Source organism: Zoogloea sp., assembly GCF_017302315.1.
Classification (GTDB): Bacteria; Pseudomonadota; Gammaproteobacteria; order Burkholderiales; family Rhodocyclaceae; genus Zoogloea.
This window is the reverse complement of sequence record NZ_JAFLDT010000083.1, coordinates 1-17,257: the sequence shown is the minus strand read 5'-3', so window position 1 is coordinate 17,257 and position 17,257 is coordinate 1. Positions and strand designations below refer to the sequence as shown.

At 64.6% G+C, this 17,257-nt stretch carries 16 protein-coding genes; 6 read left to right on the top strand and 10 right to left on the bottom strand.

Annotated elements, in window-relative coordinates; all coding sequences use genetic code 11:
- Nucleotides 1–522 precede the first annotated feature (522 nt).
- Nucleotides 523–1,293 (bottom strand): sulfite exporter TauE/SafE family protein, encoded by a 771-nt coding sequence (locus tag J0L98_RS18155; RefSeq protein WP_296413305.1) that lies wholly within the window; start codon nucleotides 1,291–1,293, stop codon nucleotides 523–525.
- A 33-nt stretch (nucleotides 1,294–1,326) separates the two neighbouring features.
- Nucleotides 1,327–2,418, bottom strand: a complete 1,092-nt coding sequence (locus tag J0L98_RS18150; protein WP_296413304.1) for a tartrate dehydrogenase — start codon at nucleotides 2,416–2,418, stop codon at nucleotides 1,327–1,329.
- 99 nt (nucleotides 2,419–2,517) lie between these two features.
- On the opposite strand from J0L98_RS18150, the gene J0L98_RS18145 reads away from it, so the two are divergent.
- On the top strand, nucleotides 2,518–3,432 hold the full coding sequence (locus tag J0L98_RS18145; protein WP_296413303.1) for a LysR family transcriptional regulator: 915 nt from the start codon (nucleotides 2,518–2,520) through the stop codon (nucleotides 3,430–3,432).
- Between the two features lie 12 nt (nucleotides 3,433–3,444).
- Here J0L98_RS18145 and J0L98_RS18140 read toward each other — a convergent pair whose 3' ends face one another.
- Nucleotides 3,445–4,368 carry a LysR family transcriptional regulator gene (locus J0L98_RS18140; protein WP_296413302.1) on the bottom strand — a complete coding sequence of 308 codons (924 nt, stop codon included), beginning with the start codon at nucleotides 4,366–4,368 and terminating at the stop codon, nucleotides 3,445–3,447.
- 198 nt (nucleotides 4,369–4,566) lie between these two features.
- Here J0L98_RS18140 and J0L98_RS18135 point away from each other — a divergent pair, with 198 nt between their 5' ends.
- The 4 genes from J0L98_RS18135 to J0L98_RS18120 all read left to right on the top strand — a co-directional run bounded on the left by J0L98_RS18135 (nucleotide 4,567) and on the right by J0L98_RS18120 (nucleotide 9,844).
- A complete protein-coding gene (locus tag J0L98_RS18135; RefSeq protein WP_296413301.1) occupies nucleotides 4,567–5,868 on the top strand; it encodes an MFS transporter in 1,302 nt (433 codons plus the stop codon).
- A gap of 45 nt (nucleotides 5,869–5,913) precedes the next feature.
- A complete protein-coding gene (ttdA, locus tag J0L98_RS18130) occupies nucleotides 5,914–6,813 on the top strand; it encodes a L(+)-tartrate dehydratase subunit alpha (RefSeq protein WP_296413299.1) in 900 nt (299 codons plus the stop codon).
- Nucleotides 6,810–7,418 (top strand): L(+)-tartrate dehydratase subunit beta, encoded by a 609-nt coding sequence (gene ttdB, locus J0L98_RS18125; protein ID WP_296413297.1) that lies wholly within the window; start codon nucleotides 6,810–6,812, stop codon nucleotides 7,416–7,418. Before ttdA ends, ttdB begins: the two co-directional genes overlap by 4 nt.
- A 146-nt stretch (nucleotides 7,419–7,564) precedes the next feature.
- Nucleotides 7,565–9,844, top strand: a complete 2,280-nt coding sequence (locus J0L98_RS18120; RefSeq protein ID WP_296413296.1) for an NADP-dependent malic enzyme — start codon at nucleotides 7,565–7,567, stop codon at nucleotides 9,842–9,844.
- A 76-nt stretch (nucleotides 9,845–9,920) separates the two neighbouring features.
- Here J0L98_RS18120 and J0L98_RS18115 read toward each other — a convergent pair whose 3' ends face one another.
- The gene (locus J0L98_RS18115) at nucleotides 9,921–11,048 is read right to left on the bottom strand and encodes an ISAs1 family transposase (RefSeq protein WP_296413306.1); all 1,128 of its coding nucleotides are present in this window, start codon (nucleotides 11,046–11,048) and stop codon (nucleotides 9,921–9,923) included.
- A gap of 162 nt (nucleotides 11,049–11,210) precedes the next feature.
- Between J0L98_RS18115 and J0L98_RS18110 the strand changes: the two genes are divergently transcribed.
- Complete coding sequence (locus J0L98_RS18110; protein ID WP_296413295.1) at nucleotides 11,211–11,576, top strand: hypothetical protein; 366 nt, start codon at nucleotides 11,211–11,213, stop codon at nucleotides 11,574–11,576.
- 417 nt (nucleotides 11,577–11,993) lie between these two features.
- Here the strand turns inward: J0L98_RS18110 and J0L98_RS18105 are convergent, their stop codons facing one another.
- The 6 genes from J0L98_RS18105 to J0L98_RS18080 all read right to left on the bottom strand — a co-directional run.
- Nucleotides 11,994–13,637, bottom strand: a complete 1,644-nt coding sequence (locus tag J0L98_RS18105; protein WP_296413294.1) for a methyl-accepting chemotaxis protein — start codon at nucleotides 13,635–13,637, stop codon at nucleotides 11,994–11,996.
- 40 nt (nucleotides 13,638–13,677) lie between these two features.
- The gene (locus J0L98_RS18100; protein ID WP_296413293.1) at nucleotides 13,678–15,018 is read right to left on the bottom strand and encodes a DUF3422 domain-containing protein; all 1,341 of its coding nucleotides are present in this window, start codon (nucleotides 15,016–15,018) and stop codon (nucleotides 13,678–13,680) included.
- Nucleotides 15,018–15,167 carry a hypothetical protein gene (locus tag J0L98_RS18095; protein ID WP_296413292.1) on the bottom strand — a complete coding sequence of 50 codons (150 nt, stop codon included), beginning with the start codon at nucleotides 15,165–15,167 and terminating at the stop codon, nucleotides 15,018–15,020. Before J0L98_RS18095 ends, J0L98_RS18100 begins: the two co-directional genes overlap by 1 nt.
- Nucleotides 15,168–15,178: 11 nt before the next feature.
- Nucleotides 15,179–15,952 carry a 5-oxoprolinase subunit PxpA gene (locus J0L98_RS18090; protein ID WP_296413291.1) on the bottom strand — a complete coding sequence of 258 codons (774 nt, stop codon included), beginning with the start codon at nucleotides 15,950–15,952 and terminating at the stop codon, nucleotides 15,179–15,181.
- Between the two features lie 23 nt (nucleotides 15,953–15,975).
- Nucleotides 15,976–17,028, bottom strand: a complete 1,053-nt coding sequence (locus tag J0L98_RS18085) for a biotin-dependent carboxyltransferase family protein (protein WP_296413289.1) — start codon at nucleotides 17,026–17,028, stop codon at nucleotides 15,976–15,978.
- Nucleotides 17,028–17,257, bottom strand: a 230-nt coding sequence (locus J0L98_RS18080) for a carboxyltransferase domain-containing protein (RefSeq protein ID WP_296413287.1), incomplete at its 5' end; no start/stop codon positions are given. The genes J0L98_RS18085 and J0L98_RS18080, both read right to left, overlap by 1 nt.

Below are 17,257 nucleotides of genomic sequence, written 5' to 3'. Positions count from 1 at the left end.
TGCTCGCTGCGCTGCTCGAACACCATCCGCACTGAACGCTCGCGCACTTCCGGGGCGTATTTCGTTGTCTTCTTCATGGCTCCATCTTCTCAAGAGTGGGAGCCTCCGCGAAACCCGGGGCGATTCACTTCGGCTAGGCGGCACAGTTCGGACTGACGAACAAATCAAACACCTCTCCAGCCAATCCTGAACGCATCAATCGCAGCGTCGCGCTGCAAACTTGACATCGGTCTTCCAGTAAGTGGAAGACGACCTGGCCGCCCGGCGTCTGGTGGTGGCGGTGCTGCTGGCGAAGAATGCGGGCGGAGGTTGGCGCGGGGAGGTCAAATGAACCTGATTTCTTCCGTTGCCCTCCCTTAGCCAGATGCAAACCGCGCCTTTGGGCGCCCTCGGTCGCATCCACAGTTGCAGGGACTTCGGGGAGTCGTGGGGGGCGACTTCAGTCGCCCGCGGACTTTGATCAACGGTCTGGCTGTGATCGACGCGTGGATGGGCGACTGAAGTCGCCCCTACAGGTCGCACCTACAAGATCAGCGGCTTGAGCAGCATCCACAGGGCGGTGGCCAGGATCATCCAGGCGAAGGCCAGGCGCATGCTGCGCTCCGGCAGGCGGTGGGCCACCGCGACGCCGGTGGACACGGTGAGCAGGCCGCCGATGGCCATGGGCAGGCCAATCGACCAGTCCACCTGGTGGGCGCGGCCGTAGGTGAGCAGGGCCACCGCCGAACACGGGGTGACGAGGACCAGGGACAGGCTCTGGGCCACTGTCTGACGCTGGCCGAAGGCCTGGGTGAAGATGGGGGTGGCCAGCAGCCCGCCGCCCACGCCGAGCAGCCCCATGCAGGCACCCCCCGGAATGCCCACCAGGGGCAGCCATTTGCGATTGAAATACCCGGCTCCGTCGGCGCTGCCGGCCTTGCGGCTGCCGGCGAGCATGCGCAGGGCGATCAGGATCAGGAAGACGCTGAACAGGCTGCGCAGCAGCCCGGAATCCAGCCCCGTTGCCACCTGGGCCACGCCATAGGTGGCGGCCGAGGCCAGCACGGCGAGGGGCAGGGCGGTGCCCAGGGCCACCGGGTGCCGGCGGGTGTAGCGCCACCAGCCGACGATCAGGATGGGCACCATCATGGCCAGGGAGGTGCCCTGGGCCAGGGCTTGCTCCATGCCGAAGGCCAGGGCCAGGAAGGGGATGGCGATGATGCCGCCGCCGATGCCGAATAGGCCACCGAAGAAGCCCAGGGCCGCGCCCAGCGTGAGGACGGAGAGAGGCTCGGTGATCGCGAGGGCGTGCATGGGCGGCTTGTCTATCCGGAGGGGCGGGAGGTGTCAGGGCGCGGGCAAGCCCGCCAGGGCCGCGGCGACGGCCTGGCCTGCTTCGGCGGTGCTGGCGCTGCCGCCGATGTCCGGCGTGCGCGGGCCGTTCACCAGCACCTGCTCGATGGCCCGCATCATGGCATCGTGGGCGGCCTTGTAGCGGGCGTCACCGTTGCCGAGGAAGTCGAGCATCATGGCCCCCGACCAGATCATGGCGATGGGGTTGGCGATGCCCTGGCCGTAGATGTCCGGAGCCGAGCCATGCACCGGCTCGAACAGGGACGGGAAGTTGCGCTCGGGGTTGAGGTTGGCCGACGGGGCGATGCCGATGGTGCCGGTGCAGGCCGGCCCCAGGTCGGAGAGGATGTCGCCGAACAGGTTGGAGGCCACCACCACGTCGAAGCGCTCGGGGCTGAGCACGAAGCGGGCTGTGAGGATGTCTATGTGGTACTTGTCCCAGCGCACTTCGGGGTAGTCGCCGGCCATGTGCTCCACCCGCTCGTCCCAGTAGGGCATGCTGATGGCGATGCCATTGGACTTGGTGGCCGAGGTGAGGTGCTTTTTGTGGCGCGACCGGGCCAGGTCGAAGGCGAACTTGAGGATGCGGTCCACGCCTTTGCGGGTGAAGATCGACTCCTGGATCACCGTCTCCCGCTCGGTGCCCTCAAACAGGCGGCCGCCCACCGACGAGTATTCCCCCTCGGTGTTTTCCCGCACCACGTAGAAGTCGATGTCGCCCACCTTACGGTTGGCCAGGGGGCAGGGCACGCCCGGCATCAGGCGCACTGGGCGCAGGTTCACGTACTGGTCGAAATCGCGCCGGAACTTGATCAGCGAGCCCCACAGGGAGATGTGGTCGGGCACTGTGGCCGGCCAGCCGGCAGCGCCGAAGTAGATAGCGTCAAAGCCCTTGAGCTGGGCAAACCAGTCGTCCGGCATCATCTTGCCGTTGGCCAGGTAGTAGTCGCAGTGGGCCCAGTCGAAGGTGACGAACTCCAGTTCGAGGCCAAACCTGTCCATGGCCACCTCGAGCACGCGAAGGCCCTCGGGCATGACCTCCCGACCGATGCCGTCGCCGGCGATGACTGCGATGCGGTGTTTCATGGAGGGCTCCTTGCCACGGACGAAGTTGAGGTCCGGCTAGCTTAGAGGTCACAGAAATAATTACAATTCTTCGAAATGTGAATCCTGCGAATACGAAACGTGAACACAAACCCTGAACTTGATGACCTGCGTCTCTTCTGTGTCGTGGCCCGCCACCGCAGCTTCGCTGAAACCGCCCGGGAGCTGGGCGTCTCGAAGGCCGTGGTGAGCAAGCGCATTGCCATACTCGAAGCCGCCGTGCACGAGCGGCTGTTCCACCGGACCACCCGCAACGTGTCCCTCACGGCTCAGGGCGAGATCGTGCACCATTGGGCCCAGCGGATTCTCGAGGACGTGGACCTGATGGGCGAGGCCATCTCCCGCGAGAAGGCTGCGCCGAGCGGGCTCCTGCGCATTTGCAGCAGCACCGGCTTTGGCCGCAGCCGCCTGGCCCCGGCCTTGTCGGCCCTCGCCTGGCGCCATCCGCAGCTGGAGATCCAGGTGGAACTGTTCGACCGGCTGGTGGATCTGGTGGAGGAGGGCTTCCAGCTCGACATCCGCCTCGGGCATGTCCGGGAGGGCAACGTCATCAAGCGCCGCATCGCCCGCAACCGGCGAGTGCTGTGCGCCTCACCCGCCTACCTGGCGCGTTCCGGTGCGCCGTGCTCCCTGGATGAGCTCATGACCCACCGTTGCATCCCCATCCGCGAGCGCGACCAGGATTTCGGGCGCTGGGAGCTGGAAGGACCAGAGGGGCGCATCGCCATCAAGGTGAGCGGGCCCCTGTCGGCCAACAACGGCGAGATCGTCCGCCAGTGGGCCATCGACGGCCACGGCATCATCCTGCGCTCCACCTGGGACGTCTCCCGCGAGATCGAAGCCGGCCTGCTCGTGCCCGTCCTCCCCGCCTATTACCAGCAGGCCGACGTGTGGGCGGTGTACCCCTCCCGCCTGTCGGTGTCCGCCAAGGTCAAGGTGTGCGTGGAGTTTCTGGAGGACTGGTTCGAGCGGACGGGGATGAACGACGGGGCTTGAGCCGCGGGGCAGCTACCAGTTCGACTTGTCCTGGCTGGGGCCGTCGGTGTGGTGGCTGAGGTAGTCGCGCAGGTGGCCGACGAAGCAGGCGACCTTGGCGGAGAGGTTGAGGCGCTCAAGATAGACGGCGTAGATGTCAGCCGGCGGGGTGTCGTAGTCGGCCAGTACCTGTGCCAGGCGCCCGCTGCGCAAATACTTGGCCACGTCCCATTCGGCGCGCATCAGGATGCCGTGACCATCCAGGGCCCAGTTGAGGGCCACTTCCCCATCGTTGGTGCTGAGCTTGCCGCGCACCTTGACGGTCTCGGTCTGCTTGCCGCGGGCCAGCCGCCAGTTGCCGTAGGCGGTCTCGTTCTGGCGCAGCACGATGCACTGGTGCTGGACCAGATCGTGGGGGTAGGCGGGGGTGCCGGCGGCACGCAGATAGGCCGGTGAGGCCACCAGCAGGCGCCGGTTGGTGGCGATCTTCTTGGCGATGAGGCGGGAGTCGGGCAGCTCGCCGAAGCGGATCGACACGTCGATGGCTTCGTCGGGCAGGCCGATGGGGCGGTCGGTGAGGTGTAGCTGCACCTCCACGTCGGGGTAACGCTGGGAGAAGGCCGAGATGGCCGGGCCGATGTAGGAGCGCCCGAAGCCCAGGGGGGCATTGACCCGCAGCAGGCCTTTGGGGGCCGCCCGGCTGCTGCACACCAGGCGCTCCATCTCTTCGATGTCGCTGAGGATGCGCAGGGCGTTGTCAAAGTACACCTCGCCCTCGCCGGTGAGGCTGATGCGCCGGGTGCTGCGGTTGAGCAGGCGCACCCCCAGACGTTCCTCGAGCTGGGCCAGGCGCCGGGAGACGGCCGGGGGGGTGAGGTTGAGCTCCCGGGCGGTGGCGGCGAGGCTGCCCTGTTTGACCAGCAGGCAGAAGAAGCCGAGTTCGGTGTCCGCGTTCATTCGTAAGTTTTTTGCAATGATTAATTAACTTTATCTCGATTCATATTATTTACCAAGGTTTTAACCTCCTCTTCACGCGTCACCCAGCAGAGAACAGCGGCCTTCCCGGGCACGAGCCCGTGGCAGGCAAGAGAGCCGCAGAAGACGGCAAGGACCCCGCGCTGGACTGGTCATCGTCACTACAAGAGGAGACTCCGAATGGAAATGGATCTAGAGAAACGCACCCTGCGCCGGATCACCTGGCGCATCGTGCCGTTCATCATGCTGCTGTACTTCATCGCCTACCTGGACCGGGTCAACATCGGCTTCGCCGCGCTGACCATGAAGGAAGATCTGGGCTTCACGGCGTCCATCCTGGGCTTCGGGGCGGGCATCTTCTTCTGGGGCTACTTCATGTTCGAGGTGCCCTCCAACATCATCCTGCACAAGGTCGGGGCGCGTCTGTGGATCGCCCGGGTCATGGTGACCTGGGGGATCATCTCCGGCGCCATGGCCTTCGTGGAGGGGGCCACCAGCTTCTACATCATGCGCTTCCTGCTGGGGGCCGCCGAGGCGGGCTTCTTCCCCGGCATCATCCTGTATCTCAGCTACTGGTTTCCGGCGCGCCACCGGGCCGGCGTGACGGCCCTGTTCATGGCTGCGGCGCCTATCTCCACCGCCCTGGGCTCGCCCATCTCGGCGGCACTGCTGGAAATGAGCGGTGTGATGGGGCTGCGCGGCTGGCAGTGGATGTTCATCCTCGAGGCGATCCCGGCGCTGATCCTCGGCGTGGTGGTGTTCTTCTACATGACCGACAGGCCCGAGCAGGCCAAGTGGCTCAAGGATGACGAGCGCAACTGGCTGGTCAATGCCATGAACGCGGAGAACGCCAGCAAGTCGAGTGGTGCCAAGCACGGCATCCTGAGCGGTATGGCCAACCCCCGGGTGCTGGCGCTGGCGATGATCTACTTCGGCACCTCCGCCGGCCTGTACACCCTGGGCATCTGGGCCCCGCAGATCATCAAGCAGCTGGGCGTCTCGTCCATGACCGTGGGCTTCCTCAACGCCATTCCGCCGATCGTCTCGGTGGTGGCCATGGTGCTGTGGTCCCGTCACTCCGACCGCAGCGGCGAGAGGACCTGGCACGTGGTGCTGGCCTGTGTGGCCGCGGCCGTCGGCCTGGTGGTGGCGGCCAGCGCCAACAGCGTGGTGGGCCTCATCGCCGCCCTGACCCTGGTAAATGTGGGCATCAGCTGCGCCAAGCCGCCCCTGTGGAGCATGCCTACCATGTTTCTGTCTGGCGCCGCGGCGGCCACCGGCATCGCCACCATCAATTCCATCGGCAACCTGGGTGGTTTTGCCGGCCCGGCCATGATCGGCTGGGTCAAGGATCAGACCGGCAGCTTTGCCGGCGGCCTGTACTTCGTCGCCGGTCTGCTGGTGCTGTCGGCGGTCCTCACCCTGATGCTGGCTCGTACCCAGAAGCCGCAGGCGGTCCCCGCCGAAGCCACGGCCCATTGAAACCAAGCCCAACCCCATACCAACAGATTCTGAGAGGAGCACAACATGGACAAGGAAGCCGCTGTTCAGTCCCTGACGGACACCATGGCGAGATTCACCGCCTACATCGGCAAGCGTCTGCCCAAGGACGTGAAGGCCAAGCTGGCCGACCTGCGCACGATGGAAACCAACCCCCTGGCCAAGTCGATCTACGACTCCATGGCCGGCAACCAGGAGGCCGCCGACAGGCTCAACCGGCCGAGCTGTCAGGACACCGGGGTGATCCAGTACTTCGTGGAGGCGGGTGCCCGCTTTCCGCTGCTGGGCGAGCTGGAGGAAGTCCTGAAGGAGGCCACCGCCGAGGCCACCCGCATGGGGCCCCTGCGCCACAACGCGGTGGAGACCTTTGACGAGAAGAACACCGGCACCAACACCGGCACCAACATCCCCTGGCTGGACTGGCGCATCGTGCCCGACGCCGACACCTGCACCATCGACGTGTACATGGCCGGCGGCGGCTGCACCCTGCCGGGCGCGGCCAAGGTGTTGATGCCGGGCCAGGGCTACGAAGGCGTGGCCGAGTTCGTGATGGACGTGATCACCGAGCGCGGTGTCAATGCCTGCCCGCCGCTGCTGGTGGGGGTGGGGGTGTCCACCTCGGTGGAGACCGCCGCGCGCCTGTCCAAGCTGGCCATCATGCGGCCGGTGGATTCAAAGAGCGCCAACCCCCGCGCGGCGCTGATGGAGGAGCTGCTGGAGCAGGGCCTCAACGAGATCGGCATCGGCCCCCAAGGCCTCACCGGCAACAACAGCGTGATGGGTGTGAATATCGAGTCCTCCGCCCGCCACCCCTCCACCATCGGCGTGGCCGTCAATACCGGCTGCTGGGCCCACCGCCGCGGCAAGATCCGCATCAACGCCGACATGTCCTACGAAATTCTTTCCCACGAAGGAGTGGTGCTGTGAAGAAAATTCTAACGACCCCCATCAAGGACGAAGACCTGGCAGACCTCAAGGTGGGCGACGTGGTGTACCTCACCGGCCGCCTCGTCACCTGCCGTGACGTGGCCCACCGCCGCCTGATCGAGCAGGGCCGTGAGCTGCCGGTGAATCTGGAAGGCGGCGCGATCTTTCACGCCGGCCCGATCGTCCGTAAGAAGGACGACGGCAACTTCGAGATGGTCTCCATCGGCCCGACCACCAGCATGCGCATGGAGAAGTTCGAGCGCGAGTTCATCAAGCAGACCGGCGTCAAGCTCATCGTCGGCAAGGGCGGCATGGGCCCCGAGACGGCCGCCGGCTGTCAGGAAGGCCCGGCGGTGCATGCCATCTTCCCGGGGGGCTGCGCGGTGCTGGCCGCCACCCAGGTGGAAGAGATCGAAGGCGCCGAATGGCAGGACCTGGGCATGCCGGAGACACTGTGGATCAACCGGGTCAAGGAGTTTGGCCCGCTGATCATCTCCATCGACACCCATGGCAACAACCTGATCTCCCAGAACAAGGCCGGCTTCAACGAGAAGAAGAAGCCCATCCTGGAAAAGATCAACAAGCAGCTCAGTTTCATCAAGTAAGCCGCTCCCAGCGGTGGCCGGGCAGTTCCGCCGGCCGCCGCACCTCCCCATCCCGCTCCAGAAAATACATCGTGTGGTGCTGGCCCGTTGAGGCGTCGGCAGGGGGAGGTATTGCCTGCCAGTCCAGAACGCACCGGAGACACGACATGGATGCCCAGCAGTTGCGCGCCGCCGCGCTTTACTATCACCGCCAGCCCCGACCGGGGAAGATCGCCGTCGCACCGACCAAGCAGCTCACCAACCAGTACGACCTGGCCCTTGCCTATTCGCCCGGCGTGGCCTTCGCCTGCGATGAGATCGTGGCCAATCCCCACGAGGCCGACACGCTCACCGCCCGGGCCAACCTGGTGGGCGTCATCACCAACGGCACGGCCGTGCTGGGCCTAGGCAACATCGGCCCGATGGCCGCCAAGCCGGTGATGGAAGGCAAGGGCGTGCTGTTCAAGAAGTTCGCCAACATCGACGTGTTCGACCTCGAGATCGACGAGGCCGACCCGGACCGGCTGATCGACACCATCGTCTCCCTGGAGCCGACCTTCGGCGGCATCAACCTGGAGGACATCAAGGCGCCGGAGTGCTTCTACATCGAGAAGAAGCTGCGCGAGCGCATGAAGATCCCGGTCTTCCATGACGACCAGCACGGCACCGCCATCGTGGTGGGCGCGGCCATCCTCAATGCCCTACACTTGGTGGGCAAGGACCTGCGCGAGGTCCGCATCGTCACCTCCGGCGCTGGTGCCGCGGCCCTGGCCTGCCTCGACCTGCTGGTGATGCTGGGGGCCCCGGTGGACAACATCTGGGTGACCGACATCGAGGGCGTGGTGTACCAGGGGCGCACCAGGCTCATGGACGACATCAAGGCCCGCTACGCCAAGCCCACCCGGGCCCGCAGCCTGGCCGAGGTGATCGAGGGCGCCGACGTGTTCCTGGGGCTGTCGGCCGGTGGCGTGCTCAAGCCGGCCATGGTGGCGCGCATGGCCGCCCGCCCGGTGGTCATGGCCCTGGCCAACCCGACCCCGGAAATCCTGCCCGAGGAGGTCAAGGCCGTGCGGGACGACGCCATCATCTGCACCGGCCGCTCCGACTACCCCAACCAGGTCAACAATGTGCTGTGCTTTCCATTCATCTTCCGGGGAGCGCTGGATGTGGGCGCCACCACCATCACCGAGGAGATGAAGATGGCCGCCGTGAAGGCCATTGCCGGGCTGGCCCGGGCCGAGCAGTCGGAGGTGGTGGCCAGCGCATATGGCGAAAAGGTGGCCGGCTTCGGGCCGGACTACCTCATCCCCAAACCGTTCGATCCCCGCCTCATCGTCAAGATCGCTCCGGCGGTGGCCCGGGCCGGCATGGACTCGGGCGCGGCGACGCGGCCCATCCACGACTGGGACGCCTATCTGCAGGGGCTCAACGAGTTTGTGTACCACTCCGGCCTGATCATGAAGCCGGTGTTCTCCCAGGCCCGCCTGGCGCCCAAGCGCATCGTCTTTGCGGAAGGCGAGGATGAGCGGGTGCTGCGCGCGGTGCAGGTGGTGCGTGACGAGGGCATCGCCCGGCCCATCCTGATCGGGCGCCAGGCGGAGATCGCGGCGCGCATCGCCACCGCCGGCCTGCGCATCCGCGAGGGTGTGGACTTCGAGGTGGTCCAGCTCGGCAGCGGCGTCTTCTTCGACACCCACTACGAGGCCCTGTGGAGCACCTACCACCGCCTGATGGCCCGCAAGGGCGTGTCGGCCGAGCTGGCCCAGCGCGAAGTCCGGCGCCGGGCCACGCTGCTTGGGGCGCTGATGCTGCGGCTGGGCCACGCCGACGGGCTGATCTGTGGCACCCTGGGCCGCCACGAAGCCCACCGGGGCCACGTGCAGAACGTCATCGGCACCCGTGAGGGTCTGGACCGCTACTACGCCATGAACCTCCTGATGCTGCCCGAGCGCACCGTTTTCATCGGCGACACCTACGTCAACTACGATCCCAGCGCCAGCCAGCTGGTGGACATGACCCTGCTCGCCGCCGAGGAGATCCGCAACTTCGGCATCACCCCCAAGGTGGCGCTGCTGTCCCATTCGAGCTTCGGCACGGATGACTCACCCACCGCCCTCAAGATGCGCGAGGTGCTGGCTTGCCTTGGCGAGCGCGCCCCCGGGCTGGAGGTGGAAGGGGAGATGCACGGCGACGCGGCGCTGGATGAACAGATCCGCCTGCGCACCTTTCCCGAAAGCCGCCTGAAAGGCGCGGCCAACCTGCTGGTGATGCCCACCCTGGACGCCGCCAACATCGCCTTCAACCTGCTCAAGGTGGCGGCCGGCGACAACCTCACGGTAGGCCCCATCCTGCTCGGCGCAGCCCGCCCGGTGCACATCCTGACCCCGACCGCCACGGTGCGGCGCATCGTCAACATGACTGCGCTGACGGTGGTGAACGCCCGCTGAGGAAGTTGACATGTGCATGCACCGTGGGGTCGAATGAACTCGACACCGCTAAGGTGCGTACGCAGGGCCATTGCACTTACCCGTCATGCGCCAGTCTGATGCCCAGCATCGCCTCCCTGTAGCCATCCTCCCAGGCGGCGAGCTTGCGCTTCATGCGCATGCTGATCTTTCCAAACTTGGCTTGGGTGGCGGTTTCGGTCTTGAGCAGATTGAGAACGATGCGCTTCAGCCGGGAAAGGTTGTCCGCGGCGTAGTCCTTGCGCACGGTGGCGGCGTCTTCATGGAAATTGACGTGCAGCATCCAGTGCACGCCATTCTCAATGCCCCAGTGCGCCCGGACGGCTTTGGCAAAGTCGATGGCCGGCATGGCTCGGGACGCGATGTAGTAGCGCCGTTCTGGCGCAGAGGCCTTGTCGCCGACCCTCCTCAGCGAGTCGACCATGCCCAGCATCTTGCATCCGGGCCAGTGTTCAACATCCACTTCGCCCGCGTTGGCAGCCACCCAGAACTCCAGCCACACGAAGCGGCCATGGGCTTCCTCAGAGAAGCGGGCGTATTGCCAGGCCTGCTGCAGTGCCTCGCGCTGGGCGAGGCCGAAGCGCTCCTGGAGCGTGACTTGAAGGGACGGCGGGTTGCCTTTGACGGCCAGCAGGTAGTCGGCCTTCTGAGCCAGGATCTTCGCGGCGATCTGGCTTTGGCAGCCCATTGCATCGATGCTGACCAGATAGCCCCGGATCAGCAGGTTGTCGAGCAGTTCGGGGATGGCGGAGATCTCGTTGCTCTTGTCACTGACCTTCTCCTGGCCCAGCACCAGCCCACATTCGGTGGCGAAGGCGCTGACCATGTGGATCGGCCTGTTCTCGCCATCGCCCGAGCCTCGTATCGTCTTGCCATCGACCGCCAGCGTGCCCGTGCTCACCGCGGGCACCAGGCCGCCGACCCAGCGACGGAAGGCCGACTCGAAGGACTTGGGGTTCAGGATGCGGAACACCCGGTTGAAGGTGTCGTGGGACGGAATGCCGCCCTCGAGTTTGAGAAAGCGCCTGAGCCAGGCCTCCTTGCTCTGGGCCCAGAAGGCGATTTCCTCGAAGGTGTTCATGTCGCACAGCACCGCGCAGACGGCCATCGTCAGGATCTCCTGGAGATCATGCTGGCGCGCATAGCCGGCACGGCGAGGGTCGTCGACCAGGGAGAGGCAACTCATCAACGGCATCGGTGCGGGCGTTTCCATGCTCATTGTCCAAAAGACGAGAGTAGACGCCTTTTAGATGAGGTTCACAAAACTCTTGCGCAAGCTGTTGAGTGTGAACGGGTTTTAGTGTCGTGGAATGTTGTTTGAGTATACGGGGGTGCGGATGACGGATAAGTGAAATGGCCCTGCCGCGGCCGCGCCGCCTATTGGGCAGAGTCGGCGCCGGAGGTCGATGGCGTCATCACCTTTCACATGCTCAACTATGAGCCATTTGCGGGTCGCATCCTGAAGCGCGTAGAGCCTTCAATGTTCACCGTCGAGTATTTCGGAACGGCCGTTGAGTTCTCATTCTTTGGCGATGTGACAGGTGGCACCGGTCTGTCCCTTGTGGCCAGCCTGGTCGATGAGTTGTTTCGCTGGAAAATGGCTGCGGGCTGGGTATCGGTGCTGATGGCAATGAAGGCCGCTGGGGACCACGGGGTTGACCGCCGCAACCACGATCCCTCGAGCTCACGGAGCGACAGCTATGCCGACAACTGAAGGCCGCAGGATCACTTCGGCGCCTTCGCACTTCGCCGTCTTCGGTCGTGAGGTATGACGCCCGGGCGGGATCTGGGGCGCATGCAACGCGTTCGCAGGTGACTCTCGCGTGTTGAGGAACGGATTGATAACCGCCACTTCCAGCTCTCGGAAGTCGGCAGCCTTGCGATTCACCGATGCGAAGCCCAAGGAGACGTCAGTGGGAGCCAAATCCGCACTCTTGGTCATTGATGCGCAGGTCGGCGTCCTTTCTGCGGTCTGGGAGTCCGGCCGGGTTCTGCGCAACTTGGAGACGCCTGTCGGCAGGGCGAGAGCTGCGGGCGTTTCTATCGTTTGGTTGCAGCACGTTGATGACGAACTTGCAAAAAACAAGAGGGGTTAGCCCCCTATCGTTTTGAGCCCCCTTGGACATCGCCGTCAGCTATTGCTATCCGTCTTGAACCGTCCTACAAGCTGACGCAGATTGGTGGCAATGCTTTGCAGTTCGTGGGCGGAGGCGGCGGTCCCACGGATGGTTTCCGTCGTTTCCTCGACCATGTTAGCAATCTGCTCGACACGTTGTGCGATGGCAGTGCTGGCCGCGCTTTGCTCACGGGTGGCATCGGCGACTTCGCCAACGCGTTGCAGGGTTCTGCGAGCACTACCCTCGATCGCCAGCAGCGACTCCGAGGCCAACGAGGCAAGATGGACCCCTTCATGGACTTCGGGCAGCGCGGTGTTCATGGCCTCGACGGCACCGACCGTATCCTGCTGAATGCCAACAATCACTTGCTCGATTTCCAACGTCGCACAGGCGGTTCTCTCGGCTAGCTTGCGCACTTCGTCGGCCACGACCGCAAAGCCACGTCCCTGTTCGCCGGCGCGGGCGGCCTCGATGGCGGCATTGAGCGCCAGCAGGTTGGTTTGTCCGGCGATATCCTTGATCACTCCAGCGATGGTCGATACCTGCTTGGTACGGTCCTCCAGCGCATGAATTCTGCCGGAGGCGCCCGAGACGGTTTTGGATATCTTCTCAATCGCTGCTGTAGCCTGATTGACCCGCTCGCTACCACACCCTGCGAGCTCCGCCGCCTCGGAGGTTTCTCGGGCGCTCTCGCGAGCACTGTCCGAGATATGGCTGGAACTCACCGTGAGTTCCTCAATGGCTGCTGCCATGGCCGAAGTCGAATCGGCTTGCAGTTCGGCTGCCTTGGCGATCTCACCGGAGGCACATGCGATTTTTTCGGCATTTTCCACCACGCGATTGGCATCGCCATTGATGCCTCCGACCATGTCACGCAGGGCGCCGACCATGGTTCCCAGGGCACCGAGAAGGCTGTTGGCCGGAACATTTTCAATCCGCGCCGTCAAGTCGCCGTCGGCCACACGTTGCATGATTTCGGTTGCCACCTGCGGTTCGCCCCCCAGACGGAGAAGAATGCTGGATGATGTCTGCCAGCCGCACAATGCAAGCAGTATCAGTAAGCCAGCTGACACGCCCCCCAGCAGCAGTGCATTTTTTCGATACTCGCTATCGATGTCGTCGATGTAGATACCCGTCCCTATGACCCAGTTCCAAGGGGCAAACTGGGCCGCATAGGATAGTTTGGGTTCGGCTTGCTGCTGCCCGGGGCGGGGATACCAATACTCGACATACCCACCTCCTTCGCGCGCTGCCTTGGTCAGGTCGCGAATGATGTATTTGCCGTTTACATCCTTCAGCCCCGAGGAATCACTCCCTTCCAATTCCGGTTTGGGTGGGAGAAGCAGGTAAATCATCTGCGGATGAAAAGAGTGAATGAAGATATACTCCTTCCCTTCGTAGCGGATATTGCGTAGCGCCTCCCGGGCTACCAAGCGCGCTTCGCCATCCGGCATTTTCCCCTCCAAGGCCAGCTTGTGATGGTGACTCACGATGCCAACCGCCACCTCCACCAGATTGCGAAGTTTGGCCTTCCGATCCGCAAGCATGCCTTCCCTCAATTGGTAGAGCGCGGTGAAACAAAGGACCATGAGGCCGAGTAGCGCCAGCCCGATCAAAATGTAAATGCGCGTGGAAACGCGATAGGTTGGCAGCATCATGTCATGATTCCTTAAATAGACGATCGATGGACAGGCCGGATCAGCAGTGTTCGCTGGCGATTCCCTTGCGTACGCCGCGAATCATCAGGAAGGATATCGTCAGAACGGCCGGCACCAGCGACACCTCCAGCAGAGGCGTATTGACGTGCAGCCCGAGGTCTTCCGCACCGCGCAGAAAGTGCGACAGCAGGGAGATCGCGTAGTACGAAATGGCGACGACAGAGAGCCCCTCGACGGCGTGTTGCAGTTTGAGCTGCGTGGAAGCGGTGCTGTGCATGCCGCTGAGCAGTTCGGTGATCTGACGTTCCTGGACCATATCGACCCGCGTCCGCAGCAGGTCGATGGCCCGCGACAGGCGTTCGGCGAGGGCAGCCTGGCGGGCCTGGACGGAACGACAAGTATCCATGGCCGGCGACAGCCGACGCTCCATGAACTCGCCGATGGTGGGTGCCCCTTCGATGCGTTCCTCGCGCAGTTCCTGGATTCGGGAGAGCACCAGCTGGTCGTAGGCCTGCGAGGCGCTGAACCGGCTGACCCCGGTGCTCAGGGCTTCAACCTGTCCGGCCAGTTCGGTAAGCGTCAGCAGTCGATCGGCATCGCCGCCACTACTATGATCGGCCGCCATGCCGCGTATCACCTCGCTCAGCCTTGCTTCCAGATTCTCGAGCTGGCCGAGCATTTCACGGGCTACCGGCAGGGAGAGCAAGGCCATCAGCCGATAGGTCTCGATTTCCGCCAGCCGTTGCACCAGCCGGCCCACCTGGTTCTCGCGAAAATCGAGGTCGAGGACCAGAAAGCGCGAGAAGCCGTCGTCGCCGATCTGCCAGTCGCACCAGACTTCGCCGCCCCCGAGAACGCGGCTACCGACCTGGCCGCTGTCGCCAAACCAGCGGCTGCGGTCGCGTCTGGCCTTCCGCGCCGGCTCTCCCTTCAATACCTCGATCTGCAGGGCAACCAGACGTTTTCCGTCGACCAGCGTACGCCAGCCTGCGGGCAGATGCTGGTTCCCGTCTATCCAGTCCGCAAAGGGTTCGTCTACCCGCCCGGAACCGACCAAGGTAAACGTCGAAAACTCGGTATGGCGCTCCCATTTGAGCGTAAAGCCATCTCCGCTGTACGCCAGGTGACGTGCGCCTGGCATCGGTGGCGATATGCCTAGGGCCGCGCAAAACTCGGTCGCTAGCTGAAGGTGTTGCGCCGGACCAGTAGCAGACTCTCCGAGTACAGCCAGGTGGGTCACTCTTGCCGGCGCGGCGATGCGTAGAAAAGGTCGGGCATGGACCTCGTTTGCCAGATCGCGACGCGCTGGATGATCGCTGGCCTCCGCCAGGCAGGCGACTGCCAAGGCGTGCTGGCGCTCTCCTTCGGCAGCTTGCGCCATCAGTTGTTGCTCATCACGGCGACGCTGTCCAGGTCGTTTTCGCCCGACGCAGCTATTGTTTGGGGCGTCGCGGCCTTGCCGGCGAGGGATGCAGTCTCGGCGCCGGTGTCGGCTTCTGCCGCTGCTGGGAAGAGTTCAGTGCTTGCCATCACGCCCTCCCTCAGTCGCACAGCGCGGGTAAGGCGACCAGCGTGCAGTGCTCGGCCGCCAGGCGCTCGCGCAGATAACGTGCGGTGGCCACGGCCTCCGCCCCGTCGCCATGAACACAGATGCTGCCGATCCGGCAAGGCAGCCGCTTGCCGTTCACACTGACGATGGCACCCTCGTCGAGCATGCGTCGGACATGGGCATAGCTGGCTTCGGCGCCATGAACCATGGCATCCGGGCGACTGCGGGGCACCAGTTGCCCGTCATCCATGTAGGCACGGTCGGCAAAGACTTCCTCGACCACTGGCTGTCCGACAGCATGGCCGGCCGAGCACAGTTCGGACAGCGCCGGGGCGAGCAGGATCAGGGCCGGATCGTAAGCCCGGATGGCCCGCACGATGGTGTCGGCCAGCGTGCGGTCGGCGCAGGCCGCGTTGTTCAGGGCACCATGCGGTTTGACATGACTCACCCGCAGGCCTTCGACCCGCGCCATGCCATCCAGCGCGGCGATCTGGTACAGGATGGCCGCCTCCAGTTCATCCGGCGCCATGGCCATGCGGCGCCGCCCGAAGCCCTGCAGGTCGGGGTAGGACGGATGGGCGCCGACACTGACGCCATTGCGCTTGGCCAGTTGCAGGGTCTGGCGCATGACCAGCGGGTCGCCGCCATGGAAGCCGCAAGCCAGATTGGCCGAGCCAACCAGTGGCAGCATGTCGGCATCGTTGCCCATTGTCCATGCGCCGTAGCTTTCGCCGAGATCGGCATTGAGATTGATCTTCCTGGACATTGCCCTCTCCGGAAATGGTTCGTTCATACGGAATACCAGGCCAGTTCGTCGCCACGAATGGCGCCGCTGATCAGGTTTCCTTCGTACAGTGCGGCCTCGTCGACCACGCCGGGCGGACGGAAAGTACCGAGACTCTCGCACCAGCGGCCGACCAGCTGGGCCTGCTCGCGCAACGCCGCCGATGCCTGCGCATGATCGACGGCGACGAAGTGCACCTCGTCTCCCGGCCGGACATGCGCCAGTCGCGCCAGATCGGCGCGGATGACCGTTGCGATCTTGGGATATCCGCCTGAGGTCTGGCAATCGGCCATCAGCACGATGGGCTGGCCGTTGGCCGGAACCTGGATCGCGCCCGGTGCCACGCCATCCGAGACGATTTCCGCACCGAGGTCGTTGTGGGTCAGTTTCTCCCCGTCGAGGCGGATGCCCATGCGGTCCATGTCGCGGGTTACGCGATAGGGCTTACCGATAAAGGCAGCCAGCGCCTCGGGTGTGAAATGATCGTCCTGAGGGCCGGCCAGCACGCGGATCGGACCCGGCTCGATCGGCCAGTGCAATGTGCCGCAGGTTTCCACCCACGGATTCCCGCACAGCGGATCGCAGTTCAGGCGATCGCCAACCGCCAGTGCCCGCCCGTCGACACCACCGATTGTCGCCCGCAGATAGGTCGACCGGCTGCCCAGCTGGGTCGGCACCTGGAAGCCACCGGAGATGCCGACATAGGCCACGCCGCGTGCTACGCCACCGATGCGCACGACATCGCCGGGGAATAACGTGGCGGTCTGCCATGGCAAGACCTTGAGCACGCGGCCGCGGGTATTGACCACCTGAGCAGTCAACTCGCCGGCCAGCGAAATGCGCACGGTACCGGACAGTGCCTTGAGCGATGGCCCACTCAGGCAGACTTCGAGAACCGCCGCATCGGGGTCATTGCCGAGCATGGCATTGGCGGCGGTCATCAGGCAGAGATCGAGTGCACCGGAAACCGGCACGCCAATATTGCGATAGCCAAAACGGCCACGGTCCTGGATGGTCACCGCCATGCCCGCTTCGACGACTTCGACGATGGCGCTCATCAGATTCCACCTTCGCGCATCAGTCGGGCCAGATCGAATTGGCCGGCCGCGCATTCGCGGTCAAGCTCGTCGTAGGTTGCCCGGTCGATGGCTTCCCAGACCACCTGATCGCCCGGTGCCAGCAAGGCCGGACGCCGCGCATTGGCCGCATCGAACAGGCGAATCGGCGTGCGCCCCAGCAAGCGCCAGCCGCCCGGGCTTTCCCAGGGATAGGCTGCGCACATGCGCC

What these genes read in the sequence shown, in the direction of transcription:
- J0L98_RS18085 (WP_296413289.1), bottom strand. Translation starts at nt 17,028, where the DNA reads ATGAGCGCCATCGTCGAAGTCGTCGAAGCGGGCATGGCGGTGACCATC.
- J0L98_RS18105 (WP_296413294.1), bottom strand. Translation starts at nt 13,637, where the DNA reads ATGATGCTGCCAACCTATCGCGTTTCCACGCGCATTTACATTTTGATC.
- J0L98_RS18140 (WP_296413302.1), bottom strand. Translation starts at nt 4,368, where the DNA reads ATGAACGCGGACACCGAACTCGGCTTCTTCTGCCTGCTGGTCAAACAG.
- J0L98_RS18095 (WP_296413292.1), bottom strand. Translation starts at nt 15,167, where the DNA reads ATGGCAAGCACTGAACTCTTCCCAGCAGCGGCAGAAGCCGACACCGGC.
- J0L98_RS18115 (WP_296413306.1), bottom strand. Translation starts at nt 11,048, where the DNA reads ATGAGTTGCCTCTCCCTGGTCGACGACCCTCGCCGTGCCGGCTATGCG.
- J0L98_RS18100 (WP_296413293.1), bottom strand. Translation starts at nt 15,018, where the DNA reads ATGGCGCAAGCTGCCGAAGGAGAGCGCCAGCACGCCTTGGCAGTCGCC.
- J0L98_RS18135 (WP_296413301.1), top strand. Translation starts at nt 4,567, where the DNA reads ATGGAAATGGATCTAGAGAAACGCACCCTGCGCCGGATCACCTGGCGC.
- J0L98_RS18155 (WP_296413305.1), bottom strand. Translation starts at nt 1,293, where the DNA reads ATGCACGCCCTCGCGATCACCGAGCCTCTCTCCGTCCTCACGCTGGGC.
- J0L98_RS18150 (WP_296413304.1), bottom strand. Translation starts at nt 2,418, where the DNA reads ATGAAACACCGCATCGCAGTCATCGCCGGCGACGGCATCGGTCGGGAG.
- ttdA (WP_296413299.1), top strand. Translation starts at nt 5,914, where the DNA reads ATGGACAAGGAAGCCGCTGTTCAGTCCCTGACGGACACCATGGCGAGA.
- J0L98_RS18120 (WP_296413296.1), top strand. Translation starts at nt 7,565, where the DNA reads ATGGATGCCCAGCAGTTGCGCGCCGCCGCGCTTTACTATCACCGCCAG.
- J0L98_RS18090 (WP_296413291.1), bottom strand. Translation starts at nt 15,952, where the DNA reads ATGTCCAGGAAGATCAATCTCAATGCCGATCTCGGCGAAAGCTACGGC.